This is a genomic window from Acetobacterium bakii (assembly GCF_001263355.1).
In the GTDB taxonomy this organism is placed as follows: domain Bacteria; phylum Bacillota; class Clostridia; order Eubacteriales; family Eubacteriaceae; genus Acetobacterium; species Acetobacterium bakii.
Window position 1 is genome coordinate 16,160 of sequence record NZ_LGYO01000013.1, and the last position, 23,567, is coordinate 39,726.

A 23,567-nucleotide genomic window follows, 5' to 3' on the forward strand; every position below is an offset into this window, starting at 1 on the left:
TCATTATGGAAGTAATCGGAGTATGGGGTTCCCCCGGGGGCGGTAAAACAACCCTGGCCATGGAGTTGGCAAAGACCATCAGTGAGGAAACCAAAGAAAATGTGGTTCTGATCTTTACAGAAGATCAGGCCAGTCCTTTGTCTTACTTGTTTCCCGGACGCAATAAGGAAGGGGGATCACTGGGAAAGATCATCACCATGGCCGGGTTTGACCAGGATGAATTAATACGGACACTGGTCAATCATCCCAAGAATAAATATCTGGCTTGTTTAGGATACCGGAATGAGGATTGCAAGTTAAGCTATCCGGATGTGGTTGAATCTCAGGTCATTGATCTGTTTGTAACATTGGGACAAAAGTTTAAATATGCGGTTGTGGATGGTCAGTCAAATTTTCATAATGATTGGATTACGCAGTATGCTTTGCGGTATGGCAGGTGTGTGATGGTTGGAGGCGGTGACTTAAAGAGCATTGCCTTTTTTAATGCCACCACCACCTTGCTTCAGGATTTTCCCGGGTTTCGGGACTCGGCCATCCGGGTGGCTAATAATCCCTGGGATTTTGAAACATGGCGATTAATCGGTGAAAAATACGGAGGGGTGCAACACTATTTTCCCTATTGCATGGATGTTCAACTCGCCTATCTGGAAGAACGATCCATTGAATCTATCAAGACGACCAAACGTAACCGTGAGTTTGTCAGAGAACTAAGCCGATTACGGGAATCCCTGATGGCTGAAACATCCGAGTATCCTCATGAAAACCGATCAACCCGAAAACAGAAGCGATCAAAGAAAGAACGCATCCCAAAGCAACGGGTGGAGAAGTTTAAGAAAGAAAAAACAAGAAGAACACCGATCTTTAAACTGCCCTTTAAAAAAGTGAAGGAGGAAGGATCTGAATGAATAACTACAAGCGAAATCGGGAATTAATCGATGTGATCGCCAGGGTCCAGCAATATATCAATCAAATCAATTCCAAGGCATTGGGAGAAGCGAAAAAGAATGAAGAATTGATTAAAGCCACCATCAAGAAGTATATTCAGGAACATCGGGTAATGGTGGAAGGGTTTACCAGTATTGAGCTTCTGAATCGGATTTTCAGTGAAATGGGAGAATATGGGATCTTAACCCCTTATCTGAAAAATGCGGATAAGAAACTGGAAGAAATCAACATCAATGGATTTGACAATGTCGTGTTGCACTACAAAAACGGTGATGTGCTTCGGGCACCGGATACTTTCCTGTCAGCGGAATCGGCTAAAAACATCATGATCCGGTTACTGTTTCAGCAATCGGAAGAATCACTGTCAGCGGCCAACCCGATTGTCAAAGGATTCCTGGAAAATAACATCCGGATCACCGCCACCTGTTCTCCGATCATCGATGAGGAACGGGGGGTTCAGGCATCCATCCGGTTTGTCAATCCCAGTAAATTAAAGCGGGAGGATTTCATTAATAAAGAAACCCTGACCGATGAAATGTTTGATTTTCTCAACCTGAGTATTTCCTTCGGGGTCAGTATCTGTGTCGCCGGCTCAACCAACTCCGGAAAAACAACCGTGACGGGTGGGATTCTTGGAGAAGTACCCAAGCATAAACGGATTATTACCATTGAAGAAAAAATCCGGGAAATGGATTTAATCACCCGGGATGAAAATGGCGTTATTGACAACAATGTGATCCATTGGAAGACACATGGGGATATCACCCAAAGCGATCTTCTGGAAACGGCGCTCACCAGCAATCCGGATATTATTGTCCCCCAGGAAATGAAAGGGAAAGAAGCCTATGCCGCTCAGGAAGCAGCCAGAACCGGCCATGCCGTTATGACAACCACCCATGCCAACTCCTGTCGGGCAGCCTACACACGAATGCTGACCCTTTGTATGCTGGGATCCTCACTGGATGACAAGGTGTTGTACCGATTGGTCAATGAAGCGTTTCCCATTGCCGTTTTTACCAAACGGCTTGATGATTATTCTAGAAAGGTCATGGAAATAACCGAATGCATTCTTGATGAATATGGGAAGGCCACCTATCAAACCTTGTATGACTATGAAATCGACCATTCCGAAAAGATCTCTGATACAAAAACCATCATTAAAGGGCATTTTGTCAAGAAAAATAACATGTCCAGGGGATTTAGACAGTGGCTGGTTACCAACGGCGTACCAACGAGTACCATTGATCGTTTCATTGATCAGACCCTGGAGGATGGAGGTGTACCCTCGTGAATATGATCACCATGACGGTCTTTGTGTTCCTATTGGTTGGTACATTTCTGCTTTTTAACATATCGCCCTTTGAGCTGACCAGCCAGCTCATGGATCTGCTGATCTATGACAAAAAGGATATTAAAACCGTGATTAAAAAGACGGTAATAAACGATAAGAAATCGCCCTTACAGGGGATTATCAATACCATCCGGGAAGCTCAGCTGATCTTAAAAGCCACTGGTCGGGAAAGCGTGTTTGCAACCCTGGTCATGGTATCCACTATTCTCTTTATTGTGGGGATCGTTATGGGGTTAATGATGGAAAACATTGCGCTCTCCGGCGTTTTAGGTGTGGGTCTTAGTTTATTCCCCTTCTGGTATATCAAATTGACAGAAGTCAATTATAAGAAAGAATTAAACGATGAACTGGAAACAACCCTATCTATTATTGACTCATCCTATGGCAGATCCAAAAACATTGTGAAAGCAGTGGAAGAAAATCTGTATCACATCAATCCACCCCTTTCAACTGTGTTTGAGTCGTTTGTCTTCGAAGTCAGCTATGTCACCGCCGATATCCCAGGGGCAATATTACGACTCAGTGAGACGATCGATAATCAGGTTTTTAGAGAATGGTGCCGGGCGCTTATTGCCTGTCAGGATAATCCGAATCTCATTAACACGTTATCGGGAATTGTTTATAAGCTAACGGATATCAAACAGAACAATGACGACATGGGAATCGAAATGTTTGAACCGGTGAGAACGGCGCTCACCATGATTTGCCTGGTGCTTGGTGCACCGGTTTTGTTTTATCTGATCAACATAGAATGGTTCAACGCGCTCACCCAATCCTTTGGTGGAAAAATTGTCCTGGCTATTGCTGCCTTTGTGATCTTCATATCCATTAATGGTGCGGTTAAATTGACGAAACCCGTTGAATACAGTCGATAGGAGGATACATGAATAATACGCCCTACTATTTAGGAATTGCGATGGTTTTTGGCTATGGCCTGTTTCAGATGATTGGGGGAGCCTTTAATCTGCCATCGAATCGGGAGATTCGAACCCTCATGTCCATCAGTAAGAAAAAGAAAGAAAAAGTCCGCTTTTCGGATACCATTATTTTTAATCTGTCTTATCGCTGTGTGAATTTTATCAAGATTAATCCATATAAACGAAAAAAAATGGCCAACACACTTAAATCCCTTGGCATTACCGACACCCCGGAAATGGTATATGCCAAAGCGTTTGTAAGGTCAAGTTTTTACGCAGGACTGGGACTTGTTTTAATCGTTGTGCATCCGCTTTTCACCGGTGTGCTTGTTTATTACGCCATCCAGAGTTTCATGAAAGAAATTAAAAAAACGGATCATCTGATGCGGGCGCGTCGGGAAAAAATCGAACAGGAACTGCCCCGGTTTGTTGGAACCATTACCCAGGAAATCAAACAGCGACAGGATGTATTGGGGATCCTCATTGATTACCGGAAATATACGGATAGTATCCTGGGTGAGGAACTGGAAATCACCATTGCAGATATGAAAACATCCGATTATGAAAACGCCATATCCCGATTGAATGCCAGAGTGGGAAGTTCCCTTTTGTCCGATATAATCCAGGGTTTGATTGCAATTTTAAGGGGCGATGATATGTTGATATATTTTGAAAATCTCAGCATTCAGTTAAGAGCCTTTGAAAAGACCCGGTTGAAAATGGAAATGCTGAAACGTCCGCCAAAGATGAAGAAATATACAATCTTTCTACTAATTACGTTTCTCATGATTATTTTTTATGCCATTGGTTACGATATTATGAATACATTGCCAAATATTTTTTAGGAAGGAGCAAAACCATGAAGGTAGACAAAGGTTCAGCGGTGATTGAATTTGTAGTGGGAATTACCCTTTTATTTGTGGTGGTGTCCCTGGGTTTTAGTTTGTTTTCCGTATTCCCCCAGTACCAGAATCTTGATTATATTGCCAAAGAAATGTTACGGGAAGCGGAATTGGCTGGCAATACAGGAACAAATGTTACCAATCGGTATGATGATATTCAAAAAGTTGCGGGACTTGAACCAAAGTCAATCAGCTTTGACGGAACCAAATATATCGGCGGAACAAAAAACGTTCAGATCAATGATCGTATCCAGGTAACCGTGAAATCCGATTATACACTGTTTAGCAGTTTTGTTGGTGGCGGTTTTACCGTTGAGTTGGTAGCTACAACCAGTGGCAGAAGTGGAGTGTATTATAAGTGAAACGACTATCACGATTTTTTACTTCAAGGGATGCCGGGGTTTCGGCTCCGGTAGTGGCGGTGTTAATTCTGATTGTTGTGATGACGATGTGTGCCGTTTATGAACGCTTGAGAATTGTCACGATTGTATCGCAGCTGGATCAGGCGGTGGAGATGTCAGTCCAGGGTGTCGCAACCGAAAACTGGGATAACGTGTACCAGGGAGTCCGGGAAGGGTATGCAGGAACCTATACTAAAGACGCATTAACGGATGATTGGGAAGCGGTTATGAATAAGGAACAGATCCTTGATCAGATGAACCACATGATTGATTTTAAAGTGAAAGGGTCGACCTGGGTGAAGGAGGATGATGCCGGAAACGTTTTGTTTTCCATGAAGCCAAAGGAAACAACGGTTAAAATCATCAATACCTCATTGGCAGCAGACGAGGGGGACGCATTGACTGTAGAAACCACCAATACCATTACGGTTCCCTGGTTATTTCTCGGGGCCATGTTTGATGCACCGCCCATTGTGGTGGAGCGAAAGACGGTGTGTGGCTATACACCGAAGTTTTAGAAAAGACCATGTGATTAAAAGCGGTATTAAATAAAAAAAGTTGGGAGGGATACGGATGTGAGGAATAACATAACTAATTTAAGGCCGATATATGATATAAAGGCAGAACCGGAGCGATCCTATTTACTGGCAAAAGAAAAACCACTGATTGATATTTTAAACGAGATTCAGCCTAATAATCATTGGCAAACCGACTATTTTCATGCTCAATTTGACGAAATCGATATGAAGCCGATCCTGATCAGGAGTTTAAACTATTTAAAAGCACACCAAAAAGAGTATATCGATATGAGTTATGACGAAAATGCCGTTGTAAAATACCAGTCAAAAGAACTCATGGGACACCAGGTAATGATGGCCTGTAAAGCACTGCAATGCATTGAAAAAAGGAATTACAAGGATGCCTATTACCGATTGTGGTACTGTATAGACGGATTAAGCAGCATCACTTCAGAGGGGCGTTACATCAACTTAAATGAGTATTTAATTTATCGTTCTTTAATCAGTTATTTTATTCAATCCCTGGATCAAAAAGAAATGGCGATTAAAAAGAAATTAAGAGAAAGGATGTAACTATAAAAATGCTTGAATGTGTTATAATAAAGCTCAAAAAGGGGCAAATAGATTGAAAGTAATTTATTTACCGGAAGTTGGACTAAGAGCTCATTAAAGTTCTTTACAGATCATTTTTTAGGCATTAGGGTTTTTTATAAACTCCGCGAAATGAAAGGCAAATCGAGAATAATATAATTACCGATCATAACGATAAACCCAAAAATATCAGTTTAATGAATCCCGATGTTAAGCAACGTAAAATTTGATTAGGAAACGATTGAAAGGAATGCATTGTGAAAAACTATTTAACAACTTATGAAGAAATCGAAGAAACCAAAAATGTCGAACAAAAAGAAAAATACTGGAAAATCGGTTTTGGGTTAAATAAGATTGATTATCTAGAGCCATCCGAGTATCTAACCCAAACATTACTCCCGGATCACTTTGCCGGCAACCTCACATACCAGGAGGTCGAGAATGCGCTCGTTAGTCATTATCAGGTTCTGCCCGAAGATGCCCAGAATCTTAAAGAGCGGGAATGCGATATTGTTTCAACTCGGATTGCTAGTCTTCTTGATAACTCCGGATTTGTTCTAAGCCCAGTATCCCTAAAAGGTATCCATCGGGTTCTCTTTAAAAACGTTTTGCCGGAAGAATGGGTGGGAGAATATCGGCAGAAGAATATTTACAAGAAAGAGCCGGTTCTTAGTGGGGATACGGTTGCCTATGCCAATTATTTTATGATTGAAGATACGCTGCATTATGATTTTGAGAATGAAAAAAAGAAAAACTACACCGGGTTGGCGATTGACGAGAAAATTCGAAATATCGCCCAGTTCACATCTTCCATTTGGCAGATCCATCCTTTTCGGGAAGGAAACACCCGAACCGTGGCGGTGTTCATGGTGCAATATCTGAATTATCTGGGGTTTAATATTAATAACGAACCCTTTGAAAAGAATGCGACCTATTTCAGAAACGCTTTGGTACGGGCAAATTATACCAATCAAGGACGACAGATCAATCGTAATGATGACTATCTGATGAAGTTCTTTGAAATCCTGATGCTACAGACCAACGCTACTTTGGTGGATCAAGAACTGTACCTGCAATCAGAAAGTGAAACGGAGTGGGAGCCGGAACAATAAGTCTGTTTCCCGAGGAAACACAAATCACAGTTAGACTAGCAAAACAGATCAGGGACAATTTACGGATTGTTCTTTTTTATTGCGTTGACACAAAGAAATGCTGAAAAAAGTGATTGGAATAAAAAACAACCAATGAGATAGAAGTTTACGATGGGAACGACATTAGTAAGCAATACTAATAAATTTATAGATATTCAAATTAAACCTTGACAAGAAGTTAATTATGATGTATCCTGATATAATTTTTAGAAGTTGAAAGAAAGAGGTAAAATGATGAAAAGTAATGTAACAGCCCTAGTCACTTGGTTAAGCAAAACCAACTTGAAACAGCGAATGATTCTCGGCGTTGGCGGATTTTTGATGATCGGTATGATCGGCCTTGGCATTTATACACTTTTACCCAAAGATACAGCCAACCCAAATACTACCTCCAGTGATAAGACCGTTAAGGTTCAGGATATCAATACCGCCCAAACCAAAGCGGTGACAAGCGCGCCGGCGGAAACGAAGGTAGTGGAAGTACAGGCAGTAACGGATGATAGCAGTACCGTGGTGGAAAGCAACGTAACAACAGTTGAAACCCCGGCGCTTGAATCTGAACCAGTCTACACCAGTGAAGAAACTGGTGGACGCTATGAAGCACCCCAGGAAGAAACCGTTGCAGTTAGTGAACCCACCTATTCTGAACCCGTTGCTTCAACGGAACCTGAACCTGCAGCAAGCAGTGGCGGTGGATGGAATGGGGACTTTGAAGGGACAGCAGGAGATAATACCGGTTGGGAAAATGGCGGAACTGGTATCAGCAATTAATAAAACAATTTAATACTTCAATAAAGGAACAATTTTCGGATTGTTCTTTTTTATTGCCAAAATTTAGGAGGAGAACATGGACTCAATTGTACGGAAGCGGTTTAAATCATGGTGGCTTTGTCTATTAGTCGTTGTGATGACGGGTTTTCTTTGGGGAAGCTTTCCCAGTGTGGCCCATGGGGAGGACAATTCAGCTACGGTGCCGGGGAATGCGTCCTACACTGAAGATGCCTTTTACTATTCGGATCAATATATGTGGAAGGTATCACTTTTTGTGGCCAAGTCGGATACAGTGAATAAAGATTCCTCCACCATGGACGATTTTTACCGGATCGGTACTCAGGCGGTTTACTTGAACCCGGTAAAAAATATGAGCCAATGGTATGCAGGCGCACGGCCATCTAATATATCAGGATTATATTTTTCCAAGGAAAATAAAGTCGATACTTTAAATGAACTCCGGAGCAAGGGCGGGGATGTTAATGCCCTTGATTCAGTTCAGATTACGACTGGAAACAATGTTAACATGATAACTGGTGTTTCAAATCTGCCATTTGTCCCACAGCTTAGTGATGGCGATGTGTATGATAATGGCGTGACTTATGGGGATGCAGTTGGCAGCATCACCAAAGTTGCTAATTATTTTAATAGTTCATCAATGATGTTTACTTTATTAAATTTTTATGCTAATAAACAAGGAGTATCAAAAGAAGAAATGATTCAAAACCTTCAGTTCACCATTGATGGGGAAACTCGTACCGGGTGGAATCCTGAAGGTGTTTTACCGAATGTTATCAACGACAATCCAACAAATCAGGTGGAATGGCTGGTCGTCTATGAACCGGTTTCCATTATCTATGTAAAGGATACGACGCATCCCGGATCCTATTACGGCTACGCACTGACAGCCACGGACTTTGCGGTATCCCAGATCAAGCACCAGATGGACTGGCGGTATGATGAAACACGGTGGAGCGCATGGGCAGGACAACAGCCGGATGCCTGGAAAGCCAACAGTGACCGGCAGCATGTCTCACGGCTGGCCTTTTTACTGATGGGAAACTCGGTGATCACCAGTACCAACTGGTATGGATTGGAAGCAGGAACCGGGGTGGATCAGAATGCAGCCATTCCATTTAATCGCTGGTTTAGCGACAGACAGACCAAATACGGGGGGTGGGGCATGTCCCGGTGGATTAAGCCGGCAGAGTATGAAAAGCCCCGGGATAATGATTATCGGCCCAATACGGACGTTATTTTAAGTACGCCGGTTTACGCCAACGTCAATGCCACTCCCGGGAACGAGCTGACGGTTACCTATAAGATAAATGGCGAAGTCATCGGAACGGACAAGGTGGTGGCACCTATAAAAACCGAGTCCTACAGCTATTTGAAATGGCATACCCCAACCGTGGATACGGTCACTACCTATGATCTGGAAATGTCCGTATCGCCTTATCCGGAAGGAACCATTAACTGCGGTGGGAATGAATACACCCATCGGATCGTGACGATCCGGCCACTTGACGAAAATACGCCACCAGATCCCAAGGTGGACGACGAAAAGCCGGTAGACTTACCAGATATCCTGGTGCCACCAACCTCCGTTGAATCGGGGGATACGGTCGATCCAACGGTTGCTCCGGTGGTCAAGTCGGTTCAGGAAATGACCGAGCCGCCCTATTATAAAAATGAAACAGTTAAGATTCAGGTCGTAACCAACATGGCCACAAAAAACTTATCGTTTACCAATAGCGATACCGGGGCCGGAAAACAGTTTGGGGTGGATTCCCTGGGTGATGAGATGCTCATTAACCGGACCGTTAACAAACTGTCCAATGAGATTGTCTGGACCATCGAATTTATCCCCCTCAATCTGGGTACTAACAATTATCAATTTAAAGCCCTGAACTCGGAACAGGGAGAAAGCCAGGCTTTAGACTTTTCAGTTGAGGTATTGGTCGATCCGGATATGCCGGAAATCTTCGATATAACGATTAACCCCTTAAAAGCCATCTACACACTTTATGAAGAAACGGTGAGTCCGCCCCTTAAATATATGCTGATCTACAATACCAATGGTGGCAGCGATATGGATTCAGTGATGGCGGATTACAATAAAACTATTTCTGCACCGGGAAATCCGGTTAAGGTAGGGCAGAGTTTTAAGGGTTGGTTTAAGAACAATACATTAACTGAACTTTGGAACTTTTCAATGGATAAGATTACAGGAGTAACCACCTTGTATGCAAAATGGGAAATTAGCACCTATTCGGTTTCCTTTGATCTCAACGGAAAAGGATCACCCATTGCAGCATTAGTTTTAACTTATGGAGAAAATATTGAAAAGCCGGCCGATCCCGAAGCAATTGGGTGTGTTTTTGATGGTTGGTATCAAGACGATGCTTTAACGGATAGCTGGGATTTTAATAACGACACGGTATCGGATAATACGACGTTGCACGCAAAATGGAAAATCCTGGAATATGTGGCAACCTTTGAAGAAAACAAGGGAAGTCTGGTAGATGATGTAAAACAGGACTTTGGCACCAAACTGGTTGAACCTACAACCAATCGATTGGGATATACCCTGGATGGTTGGTACCGGGAAAACAGCTTGACCACTAAGTGGAATTTTGCCACAGATACCTTGCAAGATTCAATCACACTCTATGCCAAGTGGATTGCCGGCGATGCATTTATTGAGTTTAATGCCAATGAAGGCAGTGCGGTACAAAAAATGTCAGGTAAAACGGATCTGGCGATTGATACGACAACCTTGCCAGTCAGCACCCGATTGGGATATACCTTTGATGGCTGGTTTGAGAAAGAAGATCTAAGTGGGGACGCATTAACAAAGCTTCCGGATCAATACCCACCGGGTACAACGATCTACTATGCGAAGTGGACAGCCAACCCATCAACCATCAAGTTTGAGAGTAACGGCGGCAGTGCTGTAACTGCTCTTGTGGGGGTGACGGATCAGGTGATTACCGATAAAACCATGCCGATCAGTACCCGAACCGGTTATACCCTGGAGGGGTGGTATGCAAGTGTCGATCTAAGCGGTGCAAAGGTAGCAAATTTACCGGACAAATACCCGGTTGACGGCATTATCTATTATGCGAAATGGAACGGCAAACCCTCAACCATCAAGTTTGAGAGTAACAGTGGAAGTGCAGTAACTGATCTTGTTGGGGTGACGGATCAGGTGATTACCGATAAGACGATGCCATTATCAATTCGTGCCGGCTATACCCTGGACGGTTGGTGTGCAAGTGTCGATCTAAGCGGAGCGATGGTAGAATCCTTACCGGACAAATACCCGGTTGACGGCATTACCTACTATGCGAAATGGACCGCCAATCCCTCAACCATCAAGTTTGAGAGTAACAGTGGAAGTGCAGTAACTGATCTTATTGGGGTGACGGATCAGGCAATCAAGGATAAAACCATGCCGACCAGTACCCGAGCCGGTTATGCCCTGGAGGGTTGGTATGCAAGTAGTGATTTAAGTGGGTCAAAGGTAGCTCAATTACCGGATAAATACCCGGTTGACGGGACTACCTACTATGCCAAGTGGGTGAAAATATCATCAACGTCTATAGATTTGCCAGAAAGCTCAAATGCAATACAAACACATGAATTAACTTTAAATAATTCATATGATTTTCATTCAATTGCGTCTGATCAAGGTAATATCACTGTAATAAATGTTGGTGATAATCAAATTAAAGTCGAGTTATCAGGTGGAACATCACATCGTACAGGATTAATAAGCGGATCATATAATACTACATCAAAAGGCAAAACAGAGACACGTACATCACAAGGCTCAAATACTACACCGTCAAGCATTTATTATAACAGCAATGGTTATACGGGTACGCTATATAAGCAGACAACGACCACAAACGACGTACAAACAGGTGGTTCGTATGTGCCAGATGATAATAAAACAAAAACCGAGACACGTACATCACAAGGCTCAAATACAACACCCTCAAGCATTTATTATAACAGCAATGGTTATACGGGTACGCTGTATAAACAGACAACGACCACAAACAATGTACAAACAGGTGGTTCATATGTGTCAGATGATACTAAATATGTGACACATCATCACGAACAGCCTATCGAGGGGTATCCATATCCAGCAGCAAAGATAGGTTATAATTCGGGGGGGTATATGGGTACAATAAGTATGACCAGTATATCTTCGCGTAAGGGGAATTATTATGTAGAATATGGAGGTATGGCTACTAAACCTGGATATGATACCCGAACGTATCGTACTGATTATACTGCGACATACAGTGGAACAATTACTAAACCTGGATATGATACCCGAACGTATCGTACTGATTATACTTCGACATACAGTGGAACAATTACTAAATTTATTAGTGATACACGTGTATATGGCCCTTATTACAAATACACAGTAACTATAAACTACATCGAAAAATGATATTGAACGAGAATAGGTATTAAACAGGCTCTATGTTTAATACCTATTCTCTTTATTTAAAAAATTGATTACTTTTTAAATAAAGAGAAAAGAGAAATAATATGAAGCAAAAAAGAATACTTGTTTGTTTTATTGTATTGGCTATAGCTTTTCATCAGCCGTGTATAATAACAAGACAATTTACGCCAAGTGGTCACAAAACCCTATCACGACACCACCGACAGCGCTAAGTATATCAGCTTCATTGAGCGTAGCTAGGTTAACTTATAATACAGTGACGGCGACCACTAACCTTGAAGCAACCAGTGTCACGTTTTCGTTCCCAGAAGGAAATAACAGCGGAGCATTGATTTCAACATCAGGATCAGTGAAAACATGGAGAACAACATATTTTATGGTTGATGTGGAAAAAGATAAATTTAATAATATCAAATGAAAGGAGAACGTGGTAGACACTTTTTGAGGTATAAAAAGTAATAAATGAGCATTTTTCTTAATTATATACAGTTCATACAGTCTACTACTAAAGATAAATAATGCACAAAAAAAGAACTATCATCCTCGTATTACTTCTCAGCATCCTGATACCAATGAGCGTATTGGCTATGGATAATGATGACATCATGATCACCATTCACACCAATAAAGATGTGGATCAAATCATTGTTAATTCCGGTGCCGGTGAGTTTCTGCTTACACCGATCACCACCTATAGTGATGAACAGCTTAAGGGAAACAACCAAATCATGGACATGAACGGTGATCACCAGGTCGATGATAAAGACCTGGAAATATTACAGACCCATCTTGATGGGGGGTGCAAGGACTACACTGCAACAGCACGATGTTCGCATTGTGGAGCCACAGATATTAACATGGATGATAAAATTGACGATAAGGATTTGAAGCTTTTAAAAGCGCATCTTGATGGCAAATGCAAGCTTGATGATTGCTACTTTCATGGGATCAGAGAAAACCGAACAGAAACAGCCGATGGTTATATCTGGTCCTTTCATTACACGCCAACCATTCGGGGAATGGACGATATGACATATACACCGCAATCAATCACCACAACAGGTACCCGATCCGGCGAAGTCATGGCACTTTCGGTCCATGCGGAAGAATATAAAAATCCGGTAATATTGAAAAAAAGCACCCAGCCTAATCAAAATAAGTATTTAATCGGATCAAGTATTACTCTATCTGCTGTGACACCACTAGAAACCGATCAGGTCGTGTTTAAAACTAACAAAGAAACATTAATTGCCACCAGTCCGGATTCCACTGATTATGTGAAAAAGGAAAAGACCTGGAAGCAAAGCTTTGTTGCCGACACTGCCGGCAACGAAAATATTACCATTATTGGACAAGGCGAACAATCAAACAACACCTACCTACCCTCGGAAGTACCAGCTAATTATATAGAAAAAATTGTGGATCCCCGGGTACTCAGCACCGGGAGTTCAAGTACCCGGCATGAAAACCGATGGACTACATCCGCCACGGATGTTGATGGTAAAGTGACGATCACCGAACACGTTGATGTATGGTATACCATTACAGCCACAGCAACCGCCAATGCAGATACGGATTATGTGGTGTTTAACACTCCCAACGGGAATGTTACGGACAATTCCAGTTACAATTCCGGAGGAAATAAATGCTTCAGCACCTCATGGACGAGTGGCGGCAGTGGCGGATCGGCTGGGGCCACGGCTTATTGCAACATTATCAGTAAGTAAAGATATAGAAGATTTTTATTTTCAATAACCAGGAGGAACAAAATGATAAAGAATAAGTGGTTGAGCAGGGTTTTTACCCTGCTTTATTTATTGGGATGGTTTCTATTGCCATCCCCGGTTTTTGCCCATGATACAATCTCCGCAAATCAGGTATTGGCGACCCAGGATTCAGAAAAAACATTTACCATCACCGCTAATCACTTAAGCGCAGCAAACGGAATCAATGAACTGACCTGTAAAGTATGGAGTGCAGCCGGGAGTCAGGACGATGTTAAAACAGAAATAATGACAGTAAATGGGGACGGAAGTTATTCGTATCAAGTGGATATGGAGAAAGATCATAGTGTCATGAATGTTGCCCAGGTTAAGCACTATGATAAAGGAATGTACTACATCGAAATTTATGCAACGGACAACGGCGGGGTCACCGGGTTGGTGGATTCCACCTATATCGTCATTCGCACCGATTCAAATGAATGGAAGCGACACCGCTATGATGGAACCAATTTTTATGAAGATACGTATCGTGCGGTTTTATCGGTGGTGCCGGAGATTAAAAACGGAACCCAGGAAGCAAATAGTGGTGCAAGCTTTAAATCCGGATATGGTTATACCCTGTCTATTAAATCATTAGTGGCCAGCAATGCCGATGTTTCAGCGGATACCTGGTTAGCTGGAGCACAGAATGCCAGTACGGTTTTTCCGGAATTTGATTACAAGAATGGTGACACACTCAATGGAACCTTTGGTCAATACAACCGTTTATCCGATTGCACCGCCGTGAATAATGACAGTAACCGGTCAAACTCGGTGTTAGAATTTAAAGCTAACCCATTTTCCGCTAGCAACAACCGGGTGCATTTCACACCATTATGGTATCCAGACAAGGACTACACCTTATATGCAGAAGTCTTTGATGCCTGGACCCCAGGGGGGATGCTGGGAATCGACACCACGAATACCATGACCATTGAGGGAACGGTTTACGATGATTGGCAGGTAAACAACAAATAATTAATAAGAATGAGGGGGAGGACGTGAATAGAAAAGAGGATGTATTATTATCCATTAAACCGGAATATGCACGAGAGATCATCGCCGGACGAAAGCACTTTGAATACCGGAAGCGAATCTTTAAAAAGCCAGTCAATACCATTGTCATATATGTGACTAAACCGGTTGGTCTAATTGTCGGGGAATTTACCATTAAACAGATTTTGCTGGATACACCAGAAAATATCTGGATTAAAACAGCAGACTATTCAGGGATTAAAAAGAATGATTTTGAAGCGTATTTTAAGGGGCGTGAAAAAGCCTATGCGATTGAATTGCTTGAAGTTACGACTTATCACACCCCCATTAATCCGTTTAAAGTGTGGAAACGTTTTGTGCCACCCCAGTCATTTCGTTATATTTAAAGTAAGCAGGGTATTAAAAAAAGTCATTAAAAAATAAAAGGATGAATTTAGGAGGTTTAGGATGAAGATGAGAATTTCTGGAGAGAGAAGTGAGAAAAAAAATTGTGGTCTGAAGAACATCCTTCAGACCGGACAAACGGTAAAAACAAAGGGTTCCGGATTGGTCAGTGATAAACTTGACAAAAACAGGAAGGTATCAAAACCGGGAATCGTTCTATGCTGTTATGAATTTTTTATATTGGTTCAATTGGAACACGGTAAAAAATGTTTTACCCATGATGAACTGGAAGTCATTTCTAAAAATGACTATCAAAAACTGGTATTAAAAAAGGATAAACCCAGGATTAAGGTCTTACACCATGGGACGAATTAATGAAGAATATCACCGCTTTTTGCCCTTGCCTTTAAAAAATGAGGAATTAAAAATTGAGGTTAGGGATCAAGACCGGTGGTTATTCTATTGGGATAGTGAAAGCGACAGTGTACCGTATGTGGTGATTGAAAAAAATAATCAGAATCAACCGCAGATTAAAACAACGCGGGATTTAATGGAACGGGAAGCGTCTCTTTTTTCTAATGAAAAGATGGCGCTTATTTTTATGAATAAATTTAAAGGAGAATAAAAAATGGCAAATGGACAGAATGCAGATGTTAGTGTTGGCATGGATCAGATTTTACAGTTGGGTGAGGTGGCAACCAAAATTTTAATGACCATCGTTGAATCGCAAAAGGCAGAATTTTTGAAACAAGGGATGCCGGCAGTGCCACTGGATAATGTTGAAAAAGCAGATCCGGGGAATTTAATGGGGACATTAGCACCGGAGAAAATAAAGGCAAATCTGAAAACAAGTAGTGGGCTTGTGGATCAGGAGCTCATCAGAAAACTGGATGCCGCGTTTAAGGAATTTCTGCTGGTGAGCCGGGAAGTCATCAGTCAGACAAAAGAGCCGGTGATTGATTTAGAAAACATGGAACAGCTTATTGATCCGAAACCCATCACCCGGGAAGAAAAAACACTGGCAAAAGATATCACCGAGCTTGACCAGGCGGTGGAGCGCTCCTCGGAGCAACTCAACCGGTTTAACATCGCAGCTCAGGATAATCGCATTAACCGCCGGTCGGTGATGCGAACGCTCGGTGAAAAAATGATTCAGGTGGATGATAAACGTCTCGCCGTGGCACAAAAAATTGAAAATTATTTTTCAAATGCGAAGAATCGGGCAAGGGTTGGTTTTGCATCCTGGATGGTTAATCAGTTTGAGGGCATCAACAGCCGCTTTGAACAGATTAAAAGCGTTGCCAATCAACAGATCGAAGAAATAACTAAAGCAGAACAGTTTGATATTCAGGATGTGCCGATGCAGGATGGTTCGGTTGTGATTGATCCGCAACTGCCGGTAATGGACAAAATAAGGGTGCTGCTGGCAAACATGGAGAATAACATGCTGGATCTCACCAAGGCCATTCATGACCTCGGTAAAGCCCCCACAGACACCAAATCAATCAGGAATGAAGCCAGTCCATTAAAGACCAGCGAAGGGGCGAAAATGAATGATCCGGAAGCCGAAACCAGTCAGGAAACCGAGGCGGTGGGCAGTGCGCCAAAGACCGACAAAATTATTCATGCGGATGAATATGGGCACATGCTTCTGGATCTCCATGATGGGTTTGATTCCGATCCCGAGCGCTTGGCTGACTTTCTACAATTCTCAACCCGGTTTCAACAGTACACCACGAAGAATCAGCAGCTTATCTTTGGTCAGAATAAGAGTGCCATAAAAGTTGCCAATCTTCAGGATTTAATGGAGGACGGTTTTCAAGTACTAAAAGGCGAAAAAGCCATTAAAGTCTTTATCCCCAATCAATCGGAATCGGGACCGAAGTTTATTATGGGTTCCGTTTATGACCTGACCCAAACCGATTGTTCCAAAAGTGAATACCCGATCATTCAAAAAGCCAGTCCCCTGGAACAACAGGGCAGAATGTTGATTACCAGCATCCAGAACTATTGTCGGCAATACATCAATCCGGACTTACCCGAACTGGAAGCCCAAGGGGTGACAATGATGCTGATCGCTAAAAATAATATGGAAACGACACCCGAATTAAAAGAAAGTCTGATCAACAGCTATCAGGCATTCCGACAATCACAGACAGGATCAAGCAAGGATTGTCAAAAAGGTCTGGATGCGGCTTTTAAGAAAATTAATCAGGTTTATGAGGCCCACGCTGAAAAACTGGATCAGTATTTAAGCCATGAACCGGTAACAGCTGAAGAAATCGCCCTGCAAAGGGAAGTGGATGAACGGCGGGAAGAAGTTTGGGAGCCGGAACAATAAGTCTGTTTCCCGAGGAAACAAAATGTCTAAAAGTTAAAACCTGTTTCCCGAGGAAACAAAATGATAGAAAGTCAAAAATCTGTTTCCTCGGGAAACAGAAACTAAATTAAGAACAGGAGTCGAAATGGATAAAATCATACCAATTATCATTTGCTGTGTGGGTGTTATCGCACTGATTATCATGAATGTCTGGAATAAAAAACATAAAAAGGTTCAATTTCAGGGAAAAAAGAAGGAACCGGAACACAACAGTGTCCATGATTTTATTAATGTCAAGGATATCAGGGGAAACTTCCTGTATACCAAAGACAATAAAATTTGCGCCTATTACCGGGTCGATGCCATTGCATTGGATCTACTGTCACTCAACGAAAAACGCATTCTGTGTCGCCAGTTATGTGCCCAAATGGCAGCAGAATCAGCATGGCGATTTCTTTCGGTGGAACGACCGGTCGATATTTTTCCATTAGTAGAAGAATACTCCCGGATCTGGACACAAACCACCGAGCCGGTGGTAAAAGATATTCTCGGAAAGGAAATGCTGGAAATGCATCACTTTGCCGAGTCCGGTGAAATCGTCCAACGTCAGTTTTATTTCATTGTATGGGAAAATTATGAATCGGGGATTGAACGGGATTTTCTCAAGCGGGTCACCGACATTGAAAGCCGGCTGGCCAGCGGACACATCACCGGTGAAATTTTAAAGCAGCAGGAAATTGTCAGACTATGCAATCTCATCAATAATCCGGCCTACTGTCATTTGGAAGATATGGAATACGGCACCCAGATTACCACAATTATGGATTTATATAAAAACTCCCATGAAAGTCAATTTATCGACAATGAAGAAAAGGAGGTCGCATATGCGTAAACATGAAAAAACAAAGGAAAGCCGCAGTGACTACAGTAAGCCGATCAAAGCGAAAGCACCGAAAAAAAGCCGGTGGTCATTCTTTGGTTTAAAAAAGGGTTCGGTTAAAGGGGCACAAACCCAAACGACGCAACGGGAACCAGCCCGGTTTGGTCGCACTAAAAAAGAAGAAATTCAGGAAAATAAATCCCTGATGAATATCATTTCTCCGGTCAATATGGAAATCAAGCCCAATGAGTTATGGATCGGTGAATACCTGGCACGCGTCTATGGGGTGATCCAATATCCGCCCCATCGGGATTACGGGTGGCTGGGGCGATTATCCAATATTCCGGGAACGGTTTTTTCCATCGAGTTTGACAAAATCGACAATGCGGATTTTATCAACGACCTGAATCGATCCGTCAATCAGCACCGGGAAAAAGCCTATGCGGCCAAGAACAAGGATACTCTGGCCGAACTGAATGCGACCAAACGGGAAGAAGATTCCATCAAGATGCTCAAACAGATTGAGTTTGACCAGGAAGTGGTGGGCAATGTTGGAATCTCGGTGATGCCAATGGCCAATGACCGGGAAGTGTTCACCAAAATGTGTCACAAGGTTCAGAGTACTTTCCTGATGGAAAAAACGAAAATCCGATCATTCCCATACCTGCAGAAAGAAGGTTTTCGCAATCTCTTTCCCGCCTGCACCCAGGAAAAGGATGTCCGTCAGATTATCAAGACGGTTATGCCATTGTCCTCGGTTTTAGGAGGCTTTCCCTTTGCCAGTTGCGGATATAATGATCAGGAAGGTTTCTTATACGGTCGGGATTCCACCGGCGGGCGGGTCATCCTCAATCTCTGGAAACGTGGTAAGGATCGAACCAATTCCAGTGTGGTTGTGTTAGGTGATGTGGGCTCTGGAAAATCCACGGTGATTAAAAATATGGCCCTGATGGAATATGCCATGGGAACCCGGATTATCTTCATTGATCCGGAACGGGAATATCAGGATCTGTGCCGAAATCTCGGTGGCGACTGGATCAATGCCGGCGGGGACGGGAAACACTTAATCAATCCCCTTCAGATTCTGCCCCTGGAAGAAGATATGTATCAGGAAAAGGACAATGAGAAAGAACGTGATCTGGAAATGGTCAATGACGCCCCGAAAGACAAAAGAAAGTTCGGCGCCATGGCCCTGCATTTAAAGACGCTGGACGTCTTTTTTAATTTGTATTTTAAGGATATTACCGACATCCAAAAAGCCCTGTTAAAGGATGCCGTTATCACCCTGTATAACCGTTTTAATATTTTCTGGGATACGGATGTGACCACCCTAAAGAACACTGCTTTTCCAACCTTTAAGGAGTTGTATGAACTGCTCATGGAGAAGGAAGCAAGTGAATACGAGAAAGGTGCCAGTGAGAAAGCCTATATGGATTATCGTGATCTGGCCATCATTTTTAAAGATCTGGCCATTGGCGGTGATTCCTTTCTCTGGTCTGGGTACACCAGCTTACGATCGGATGCCCGATGTGTGTGTCTGGATACCTTTGATCTGAATAATTCATCCGATACCATCAAGTCCACCCAGTACTTTAATCTATTATCCTGGGCATGGCAGGAAATGAGCCGGGATCGCCATGAACGGATTCTTTTAGTATGTGACGAATCCTACTTAATGATTGATGAACGGGTGCCACAAAGCCTGGTATTCCTCAGGAACGCTATGAAACGCTGTCGTAAATATGAAGCCGGGATTATGATCATTTCCCATGCCGTGGAGGATTTTCTAAATCCCAGTATCAAAATGTACGGCCAGGCGCTGTTGGATCAACCCTGCTATAAAATCATGCTGGGAACCACCGGACAAAACCTTCATGACTTAAAGAAGCTTTACAATTTAACCGAAGCGGAACAGGAAGTCTTAACCGCCAAACTTCGGGGGAAGGGGCTTTTTATCATTGGTCGGGATCGTATCAGCATGTCCTTTGATGTGGCAGATTATAAATTCAAATACTTTGGTGACCGGGGCGGACGTTAGTCATGGCGGTACCAGTACTTGTAAAAGCAGCTGCCGCGGTAGCTACGGACAAGAATTTAAGAAACATCGCCCTGGGCGTGATCGCCGGCTTATTGGGATTGATTTTCGGTTTAATCTTAACACTAGTCTATATCCTGACCACCCCGATTACGATGCTCAGCAGCATCATTACCAATCCGGAGATACTAGCGGAGGTGCTTTCGTTAAAGTCAGAATATCAGTATTTACTGCCCGGCAAAGCCAATGGCAGCGGACAGTATGCATGGCCGCTTGATGCCCAATACAAGCTTGATCGCTCCGATGAAACCAACTTGTTTGGCGAACGGGTACATCCTATTTACGGTGATATACGGATGCATACCGGAATTGATATACAGGCCCCCAACGGATCAAATATCTATGCCATCGGAGATGGAATGGTGGTTTTTGCCGGAATGAATGGGGGATGGGGGAACACCATCATTCTTGATGTGGGCAAGACCAAGGATGGCAAGACAATCACGGCTCACTATTGTCATTTAACAACCGGATCATGGTCGCTAAATGCCGGCGATGCAGTAAAGCGGGGCCAGCAACTGGCCTTGACCGGCGCGACGGGCAGTACCCAGGGTGGCCATATTCACTTTGAGATTAAAGCCGATGGTCAATATGTTGATCCGATGCTCTATATCAGTGATAGTGATGCAGCCGCATCCGGAGAAATTGACCTCGGTCAAGCACAACAAGTGAATGCCCAAATAACCGCTTATTGTGATTATGGTACAACCTCGTCTGGAACCACAACCGCGGCTAACCGAACGGTAGCGGGTTATCCCAGTCTGGAGGCCGGCACCCGGATTTATATCGCCCTTCGTGCAGATCAGCCAAATGGCGGTGTTTATGTGGTTGAAGACCGTGGCGGAGCAGTGGACGAAGAACGGAAAGTCATTGATATGTGGCTGCCGACCGAAGCAGAATGTCTCTCATGGGGACGGCAATATTTGCCGATTTATATTATACAGGAGGATAGCGCCACTAAAAAGCAACGGATTGTTGACTTAGGGGGCTATGATTACCGATAAATTTCTAAATTTGAAAGGGAAAAAAATGAAAAAAGTTGAAACGAACAAGACAAAGGAAGCGAAAAGCTTCAGGGATGATATGCTTAAATTGATGCAAACCCTTAATGGGGTGGATGATGAGAATCTGTCTCAGGAGGGGGCGGAAACACTCCAACAGGGGATTGAAGAATTTGCTTCGCAATTTATCTATTTCAGAGAATCCTATACCCAAAAAAGTTCGCACATTCGCCGCATCTCAGCACTGATGGAGGATATCCGGGAAGTGGTTGGAGATTGTAAAGAAAAATACGAAGTCACGGAAAATGTCGAGGAAGCAAACAGTATTCTTTATGAAGCGGTTAATGGTGTGGTTGGCAAGCTAAGTGACGTGGAAGGCAACCTGGAGGAAGCCGAACAGGAAGAACTGGAGTTTAAACGAATCGAGAGCATCGAGCGGATTTTCATGGAAGCAAACATCAGTGTCCAGGCTACCGAAATCGTTGTGAAAAAAGTCGGTGAACAGATCAAAGAACACATGGAAAACTTCCGGGAAGTCATGGAAAACATGGATCTTCAATTAGCAGTTTTTGAGAAAAACGCCGTCGAGATCAAAGAACAGTGCGACAAGATATTGGGCACCGGGGAAATGTGGGCAGGAGCGTTTAAAGAATGGAAGCAGGTTTCCCATAAACAGGTGGAAGACGCATTCAAAGAGCTGGCAGAACTGGTCAAGGAAGCGAAGAAAGAAATGATCGTGGATCGGGATAAGGAATTAAAAGCGATCACGGATAAGTATGAGGAAGCCATCACCCAGATAACGGCGAAAACAGACAGTTTGCTGGGGAACATGAATGCCCTGGTCGAGAAGACCCATTCCTTATTATCCGCCGAAGGCTTTAAACAAGTGATGCTTTATATGGGTTGTGGCTTTTCAGTTATTAATTTTGTGCTGCTAATTGTATTCATCTTTACTAAATAGGAGGAAGAAAAAATGTTAATTTACGTAACCAGTACTCAAAACAACGGGATTTTTGATTTTCTTAATACCAAAGCCACCGGAATGCCCATAAAGAAATTCATCGGGGACTATGAATTATCCGCTTTCGTGGACAATGATCTCAGTAAGTTTCCCAGTTATCGTTATCTGGCAGTGGATCTCGAATGCATCATGGATATGCCGGAAGGCCTATTCAAGGCCGTTGAAGCCATCAATGACTGGTTTGAACTCCGGTTGATTATCTTTGCCAGAGAAATTAAACCGGAACTCAAACAGGAGCTGATTAACCGGGAAGTCTATAATATCATCACCGGCGATCCCCGGGAATATGAAGAATTGATTAAAAAAGCAGTCAGCCGAAATGGTATTACCTATCAAGATCATCTCTTAAAAGATGAAATTCACGATGTCGTCGCCATTGAACAGCCACCGATTGCAGAAGTCATCCGCAAACCTAGCATGGAAGAAACCATTACGATCGACGAACTACCATTACAAGAAGTAATAAATGAGGAGGGTGAGCGTGTCGAACGCTTTATCTGTGTGGCTGGATCGCAACGCCGAACCGGAACCACGACCACGGCCATTCAATTAGCCAACTATTTAGCCAACCAGGGGAAAATGGTCGCGTACATCGAAGTAAATGATCATCATCACCTAAAATCAATTATTGAAGCATACCGGATGAAGAAGGAGGAAATCGAAGATGGGGAGTGGTATCAAACCAAAGGGGTTGACTATTTTTATCAGGATGGAACACTGATGAAAACATACGACTATATCATTGGTGATATTGGCGTATTAAGCGAGGATGTGATTGATGTTTTTGAAACTGGGGATATAAAAATCCTTTGTGGCGCCGGAAAGTGTTTTGAACGTAACGCATTGAATGCAGTCCTGGAATTGAATCGCGACCACTCAATTGAGGATGCGAATCTGATCTTAAACTTTATCGCACCGGAAGAACAGATGATTTTAAATGGTTTCTTCCCAGCGGCTCAGTTTACCGGTTATACCCCGAATCTTATGGGGTGGAGTGTGAATAAGGAATTGTTTAAATCGTTATTGAAAATAAATGAATAAGGGGTAGAAAAAAATGATATCTTTAGT

General features: G+C 42.9%; 22 protein-coding genes. All 22 read left to right on the forward strand.

Annotated features, from left to right (window positions below; all coding sequences use genetic code 11):
- Nucleotides 1–5: 5 nt before the first annotated feature.
- The 22 genes from AKG39_RS06475 (at nt 6) to AKG39_RS06575 (ending at nt 23,540) form a co-directional block, all read left to right on the forward strand.
- Nucleotides 6–905 (forward strand): P-loop NTPase family protein, encoded by a 900-nt coding sequence (locus AKG39_RS06475; protein WP_050739566.1) that lies wholly within the window; start codon nt 6–8, stop codon nt 903–905.
- Nucleotides 902–2,236, forward strand: a complete 1,335-nt coding sequence (locus AKG39_RS06480) for an ATPase, T2SS/T4P/T4SS family (RefSeq protein ID WP_050739567.1) — start codon at nt 902–904, stop codon at nt 2,234–2,236. Before AKG39_RS06475 ends, AKG39_RS06480 begins: the two co-directional genes overlap by 4 nt.
- Nucleotides 2,233–3,171 carry a hypothetical protein gene (locus AKG39_RS06485; RefSeq protein WP_050739568.1) on the forward strand — a complete coding sequence of 313 codons (939 nt, stop codon included), beginning with the start codon at nt 2,233–2,235 and terminating at the stop codon, nt 3,169–3,171. The genes AKG39_RS06480 and AKG39_RS06485 overlap by 4 nt, the downstream gene beginning before the upstream one ends.
- A gap of 8 nt (nt 3,172–3,179) precedes the next feature.
- A complete protein-coding gene (locus tag AKG39_RS06490) occupies nt 3,180–4,058 on the forward strand; it encodes a hypothetical protein (protein ID WP_050739569.1) in 879 nt (292 codons plus the stop codon).
- Nucleotides 4,059–4,072: 14 nt separating this feature from the next.
- On the forward strand, nt 4,073–4,477 hold the full coding sequence (locus AKG39_RS06495) for a DUF4320 family protein (RefSeq protein WP_050739570.1): 405 nt from the start codon (nt 4,073–4,075) through the stop codon (nt 4,475–4,477).
- The gene (locus AKG39_RS06500; RefSeq protein WP_050739571.1) at nt 4,474–5,034 is read left to right on the forward strand and encodes a hypothetical protein; all 561 of its coding nucleotides are present in this window, start codon (nt 4,474–4,476) and stop codon (nt 5,032–5,034) included. The genes AKG39_RS06495 and AKG39_RS06500 overlap by 4 nt, the downstream gene beginning before the upstream one ends.
- Nucleotides 5,035–5,091: 57 nt before the next feature.
- Nucleotides 5,092–5,607, forward strand: a complete 516-nt coding sequence (locus AKG39_RS06505) for a hypothetical protein (RefSeq protein ID WP_050739572.1) — start codon at nt 5,092–5,094, stop codon at nt 5,605–5,607.
- A 275-nt stretch (nt 5,608–5,882) separates the two neighbouring features.
- Entirely contained in the window at nt 5,883–6,737 is an 855-nt protein-coding gene (locus tag AKG39_RS06510) for a Fic/DOC family protein (RefSeq protein WP_050739573.1), read from the forward strand.
- A 273-nt stretch (nt 6,738–7,010) separates the two neighbouring features.
- Nucleotides 7,011–7,547: a hypothetical protein gene (locus tag AKG39_RS06515; protein ID WP_050739574.1), complete on the forward strand. Its 537-nt coding sequence runs from the start codon at nt 7,011–7,013 to the stop codon at nt 7,545–7,547.
- 76 nt (nt 7,548–7,623) lie between these two features.
- Nucleotides 7,624–12,021 (forward strand): InlB B-repeat-containing protein, encoded by a 4,398-nt coding sequence (locus tag AKG39_RS06520; RefSeq protein ID WP_050739575.1) that lies wholly within the window; start codon nt 7,624–7,626, stop codon nt 12,019–12,021.
- Between the two features lie 160 nt (nt 12,022–12,181).
- Entirely contained in the window at nt 12,182–12,457 is a 276-nt protein-coding gene (locus AKG39_RS19710) for a hypothetical protein (RefSeq protein ID WP_126981254.1), read from the forward strand.
- A 154-nt stretch (nt 12,458–12,611) separates the two neighbouring features.
- A complete protein-coding gene (locus tag AKG39_RS06525) occupies nt 12,612–13,766 on the forward strand; it encodes a hypothetical protein (RefSeq protein ID WP_126981253.1) in 1,155 nt (384 codons plus the stop codon).
- A 42-nt stretch (nt 13,767–13,808) separates the two neighbouring features.
- A complete protein-coding gene (locus tag AKG39_RS06530) occupies nt 13,809–14,780 on the forward strand; it encodes a DUF8195 domain-containing protein (protein ID WP_050739577.1) in 972 nt (323 codons plus the stop codon).
- Between the two features lie 23 nt (nt 14,781–14,803).
- Complete coding sequence (locus AKG39_RS06535) at nt 14,804–15,184, forward strand: ASCH domain-containing protein (protein WP_050739578.1); 381 nt, start codon at nt 14,804–14,806, stop codon at nt 15,182–15,184.
- A 61-nt stretch (nt 15,185–15,245) separates the two neighbouring features.
- The gene (locus AKG39_RS06540; protein ID WP_050739579.1) at nt 15,246–15,557 is read left to right on the forward strand and encodes a hypothetical protein; all 312 of its coding nucleotides are present in this window, start codon (nt 15,246–15,248) and stop codon (nt 15,555–15,557) included.
- Entirely contained in the window at nt 15,544–15,807 is a 264-nt protein-coding gene (locus tag AKG39_RS06545; protein ID WP_050739580.1) for a hypothetical protein, read from the forward strand. Before AKG39_RS06540 ends, AKG39_RS06545 begins: the two co-directional genes overlap by 14 nt.
- A gap of 3 nt (nt 15,808–15,810) precedes the next feature.
- The gene (locus AKG39_RS06550) at nt 15,811–17,523 is read left to right on the forward strand and encodes a hypothetical protein (RefSeq protein WP_050739581.1); all 1,713 of its coding nucleotides are present in this window, start codon (nt 15,811–15,813) and stop codon (nt 17,521–17,523) included.
- Nucleotides 17,524–17,647: 124 nt separating this feature from the next.
- Nucleotides 17,648–18,394 (forward strand): hypothetical protein, encoded by a 747-nt coding sequence (locus tag AKG39_RS06555; RefSeq protein WP_050739582.1) that lies wholly within the window; start codon nt 17,648–17,650, stop codon nt 18,392–18,394.
- Nucleotides 18,387–20,420, forward strand: coding sequence for a VirB4 family type IV secretion system protein (locus AKG39_RS06560; RefSeq protein WP_242852567.1), 2,034 nt, complete (start codon nt 18,387–18,389; stop codon nt 20,418–20,420). Before AKG39_RS06555 ends, AKG39_RS06560 begins: the two co-directional genes overlap by 8 nt.
- A 2-nt stretch (nt 20,421–20,422) precedes the next feature.
- A complete protein-coding gene (locus AKG39_RS06565; protein WP_050739583.1) occupies nt 20,423–21,481 on the forward strand; it encodes a peptidoglycan DD-metalloendopeptidase family protein in 1,059 nt (352 codons plus the stop codon).
- 25 nt (nt 21,482–21,506) lie between these two features.
- Nucleotides 21,507–22,439, forward strand: coding sequence for a hypothetical protein (locus AKG39_RS06570; protein WP_126981251.1), 933 nt, complete (start codon nt 21,507–21,509; stop codon nt 22,437–22,439).
- 12 nt (nt 22,440–22,451) lie between these two features.
- Nucleotides 22,452–23,540 (forward strand): hypothetical protein, encoded by a 1,089-nt coding sequence (locus AKG39_RS06575; RefSeq protein WP_050739585.1) that lies wholly within the window; start codon nt 22,452–22,454, stop codon nt 23,538–23,540.
- Nucleotides 23,541–23,567 lie beyond the last annotated feature (27 nt).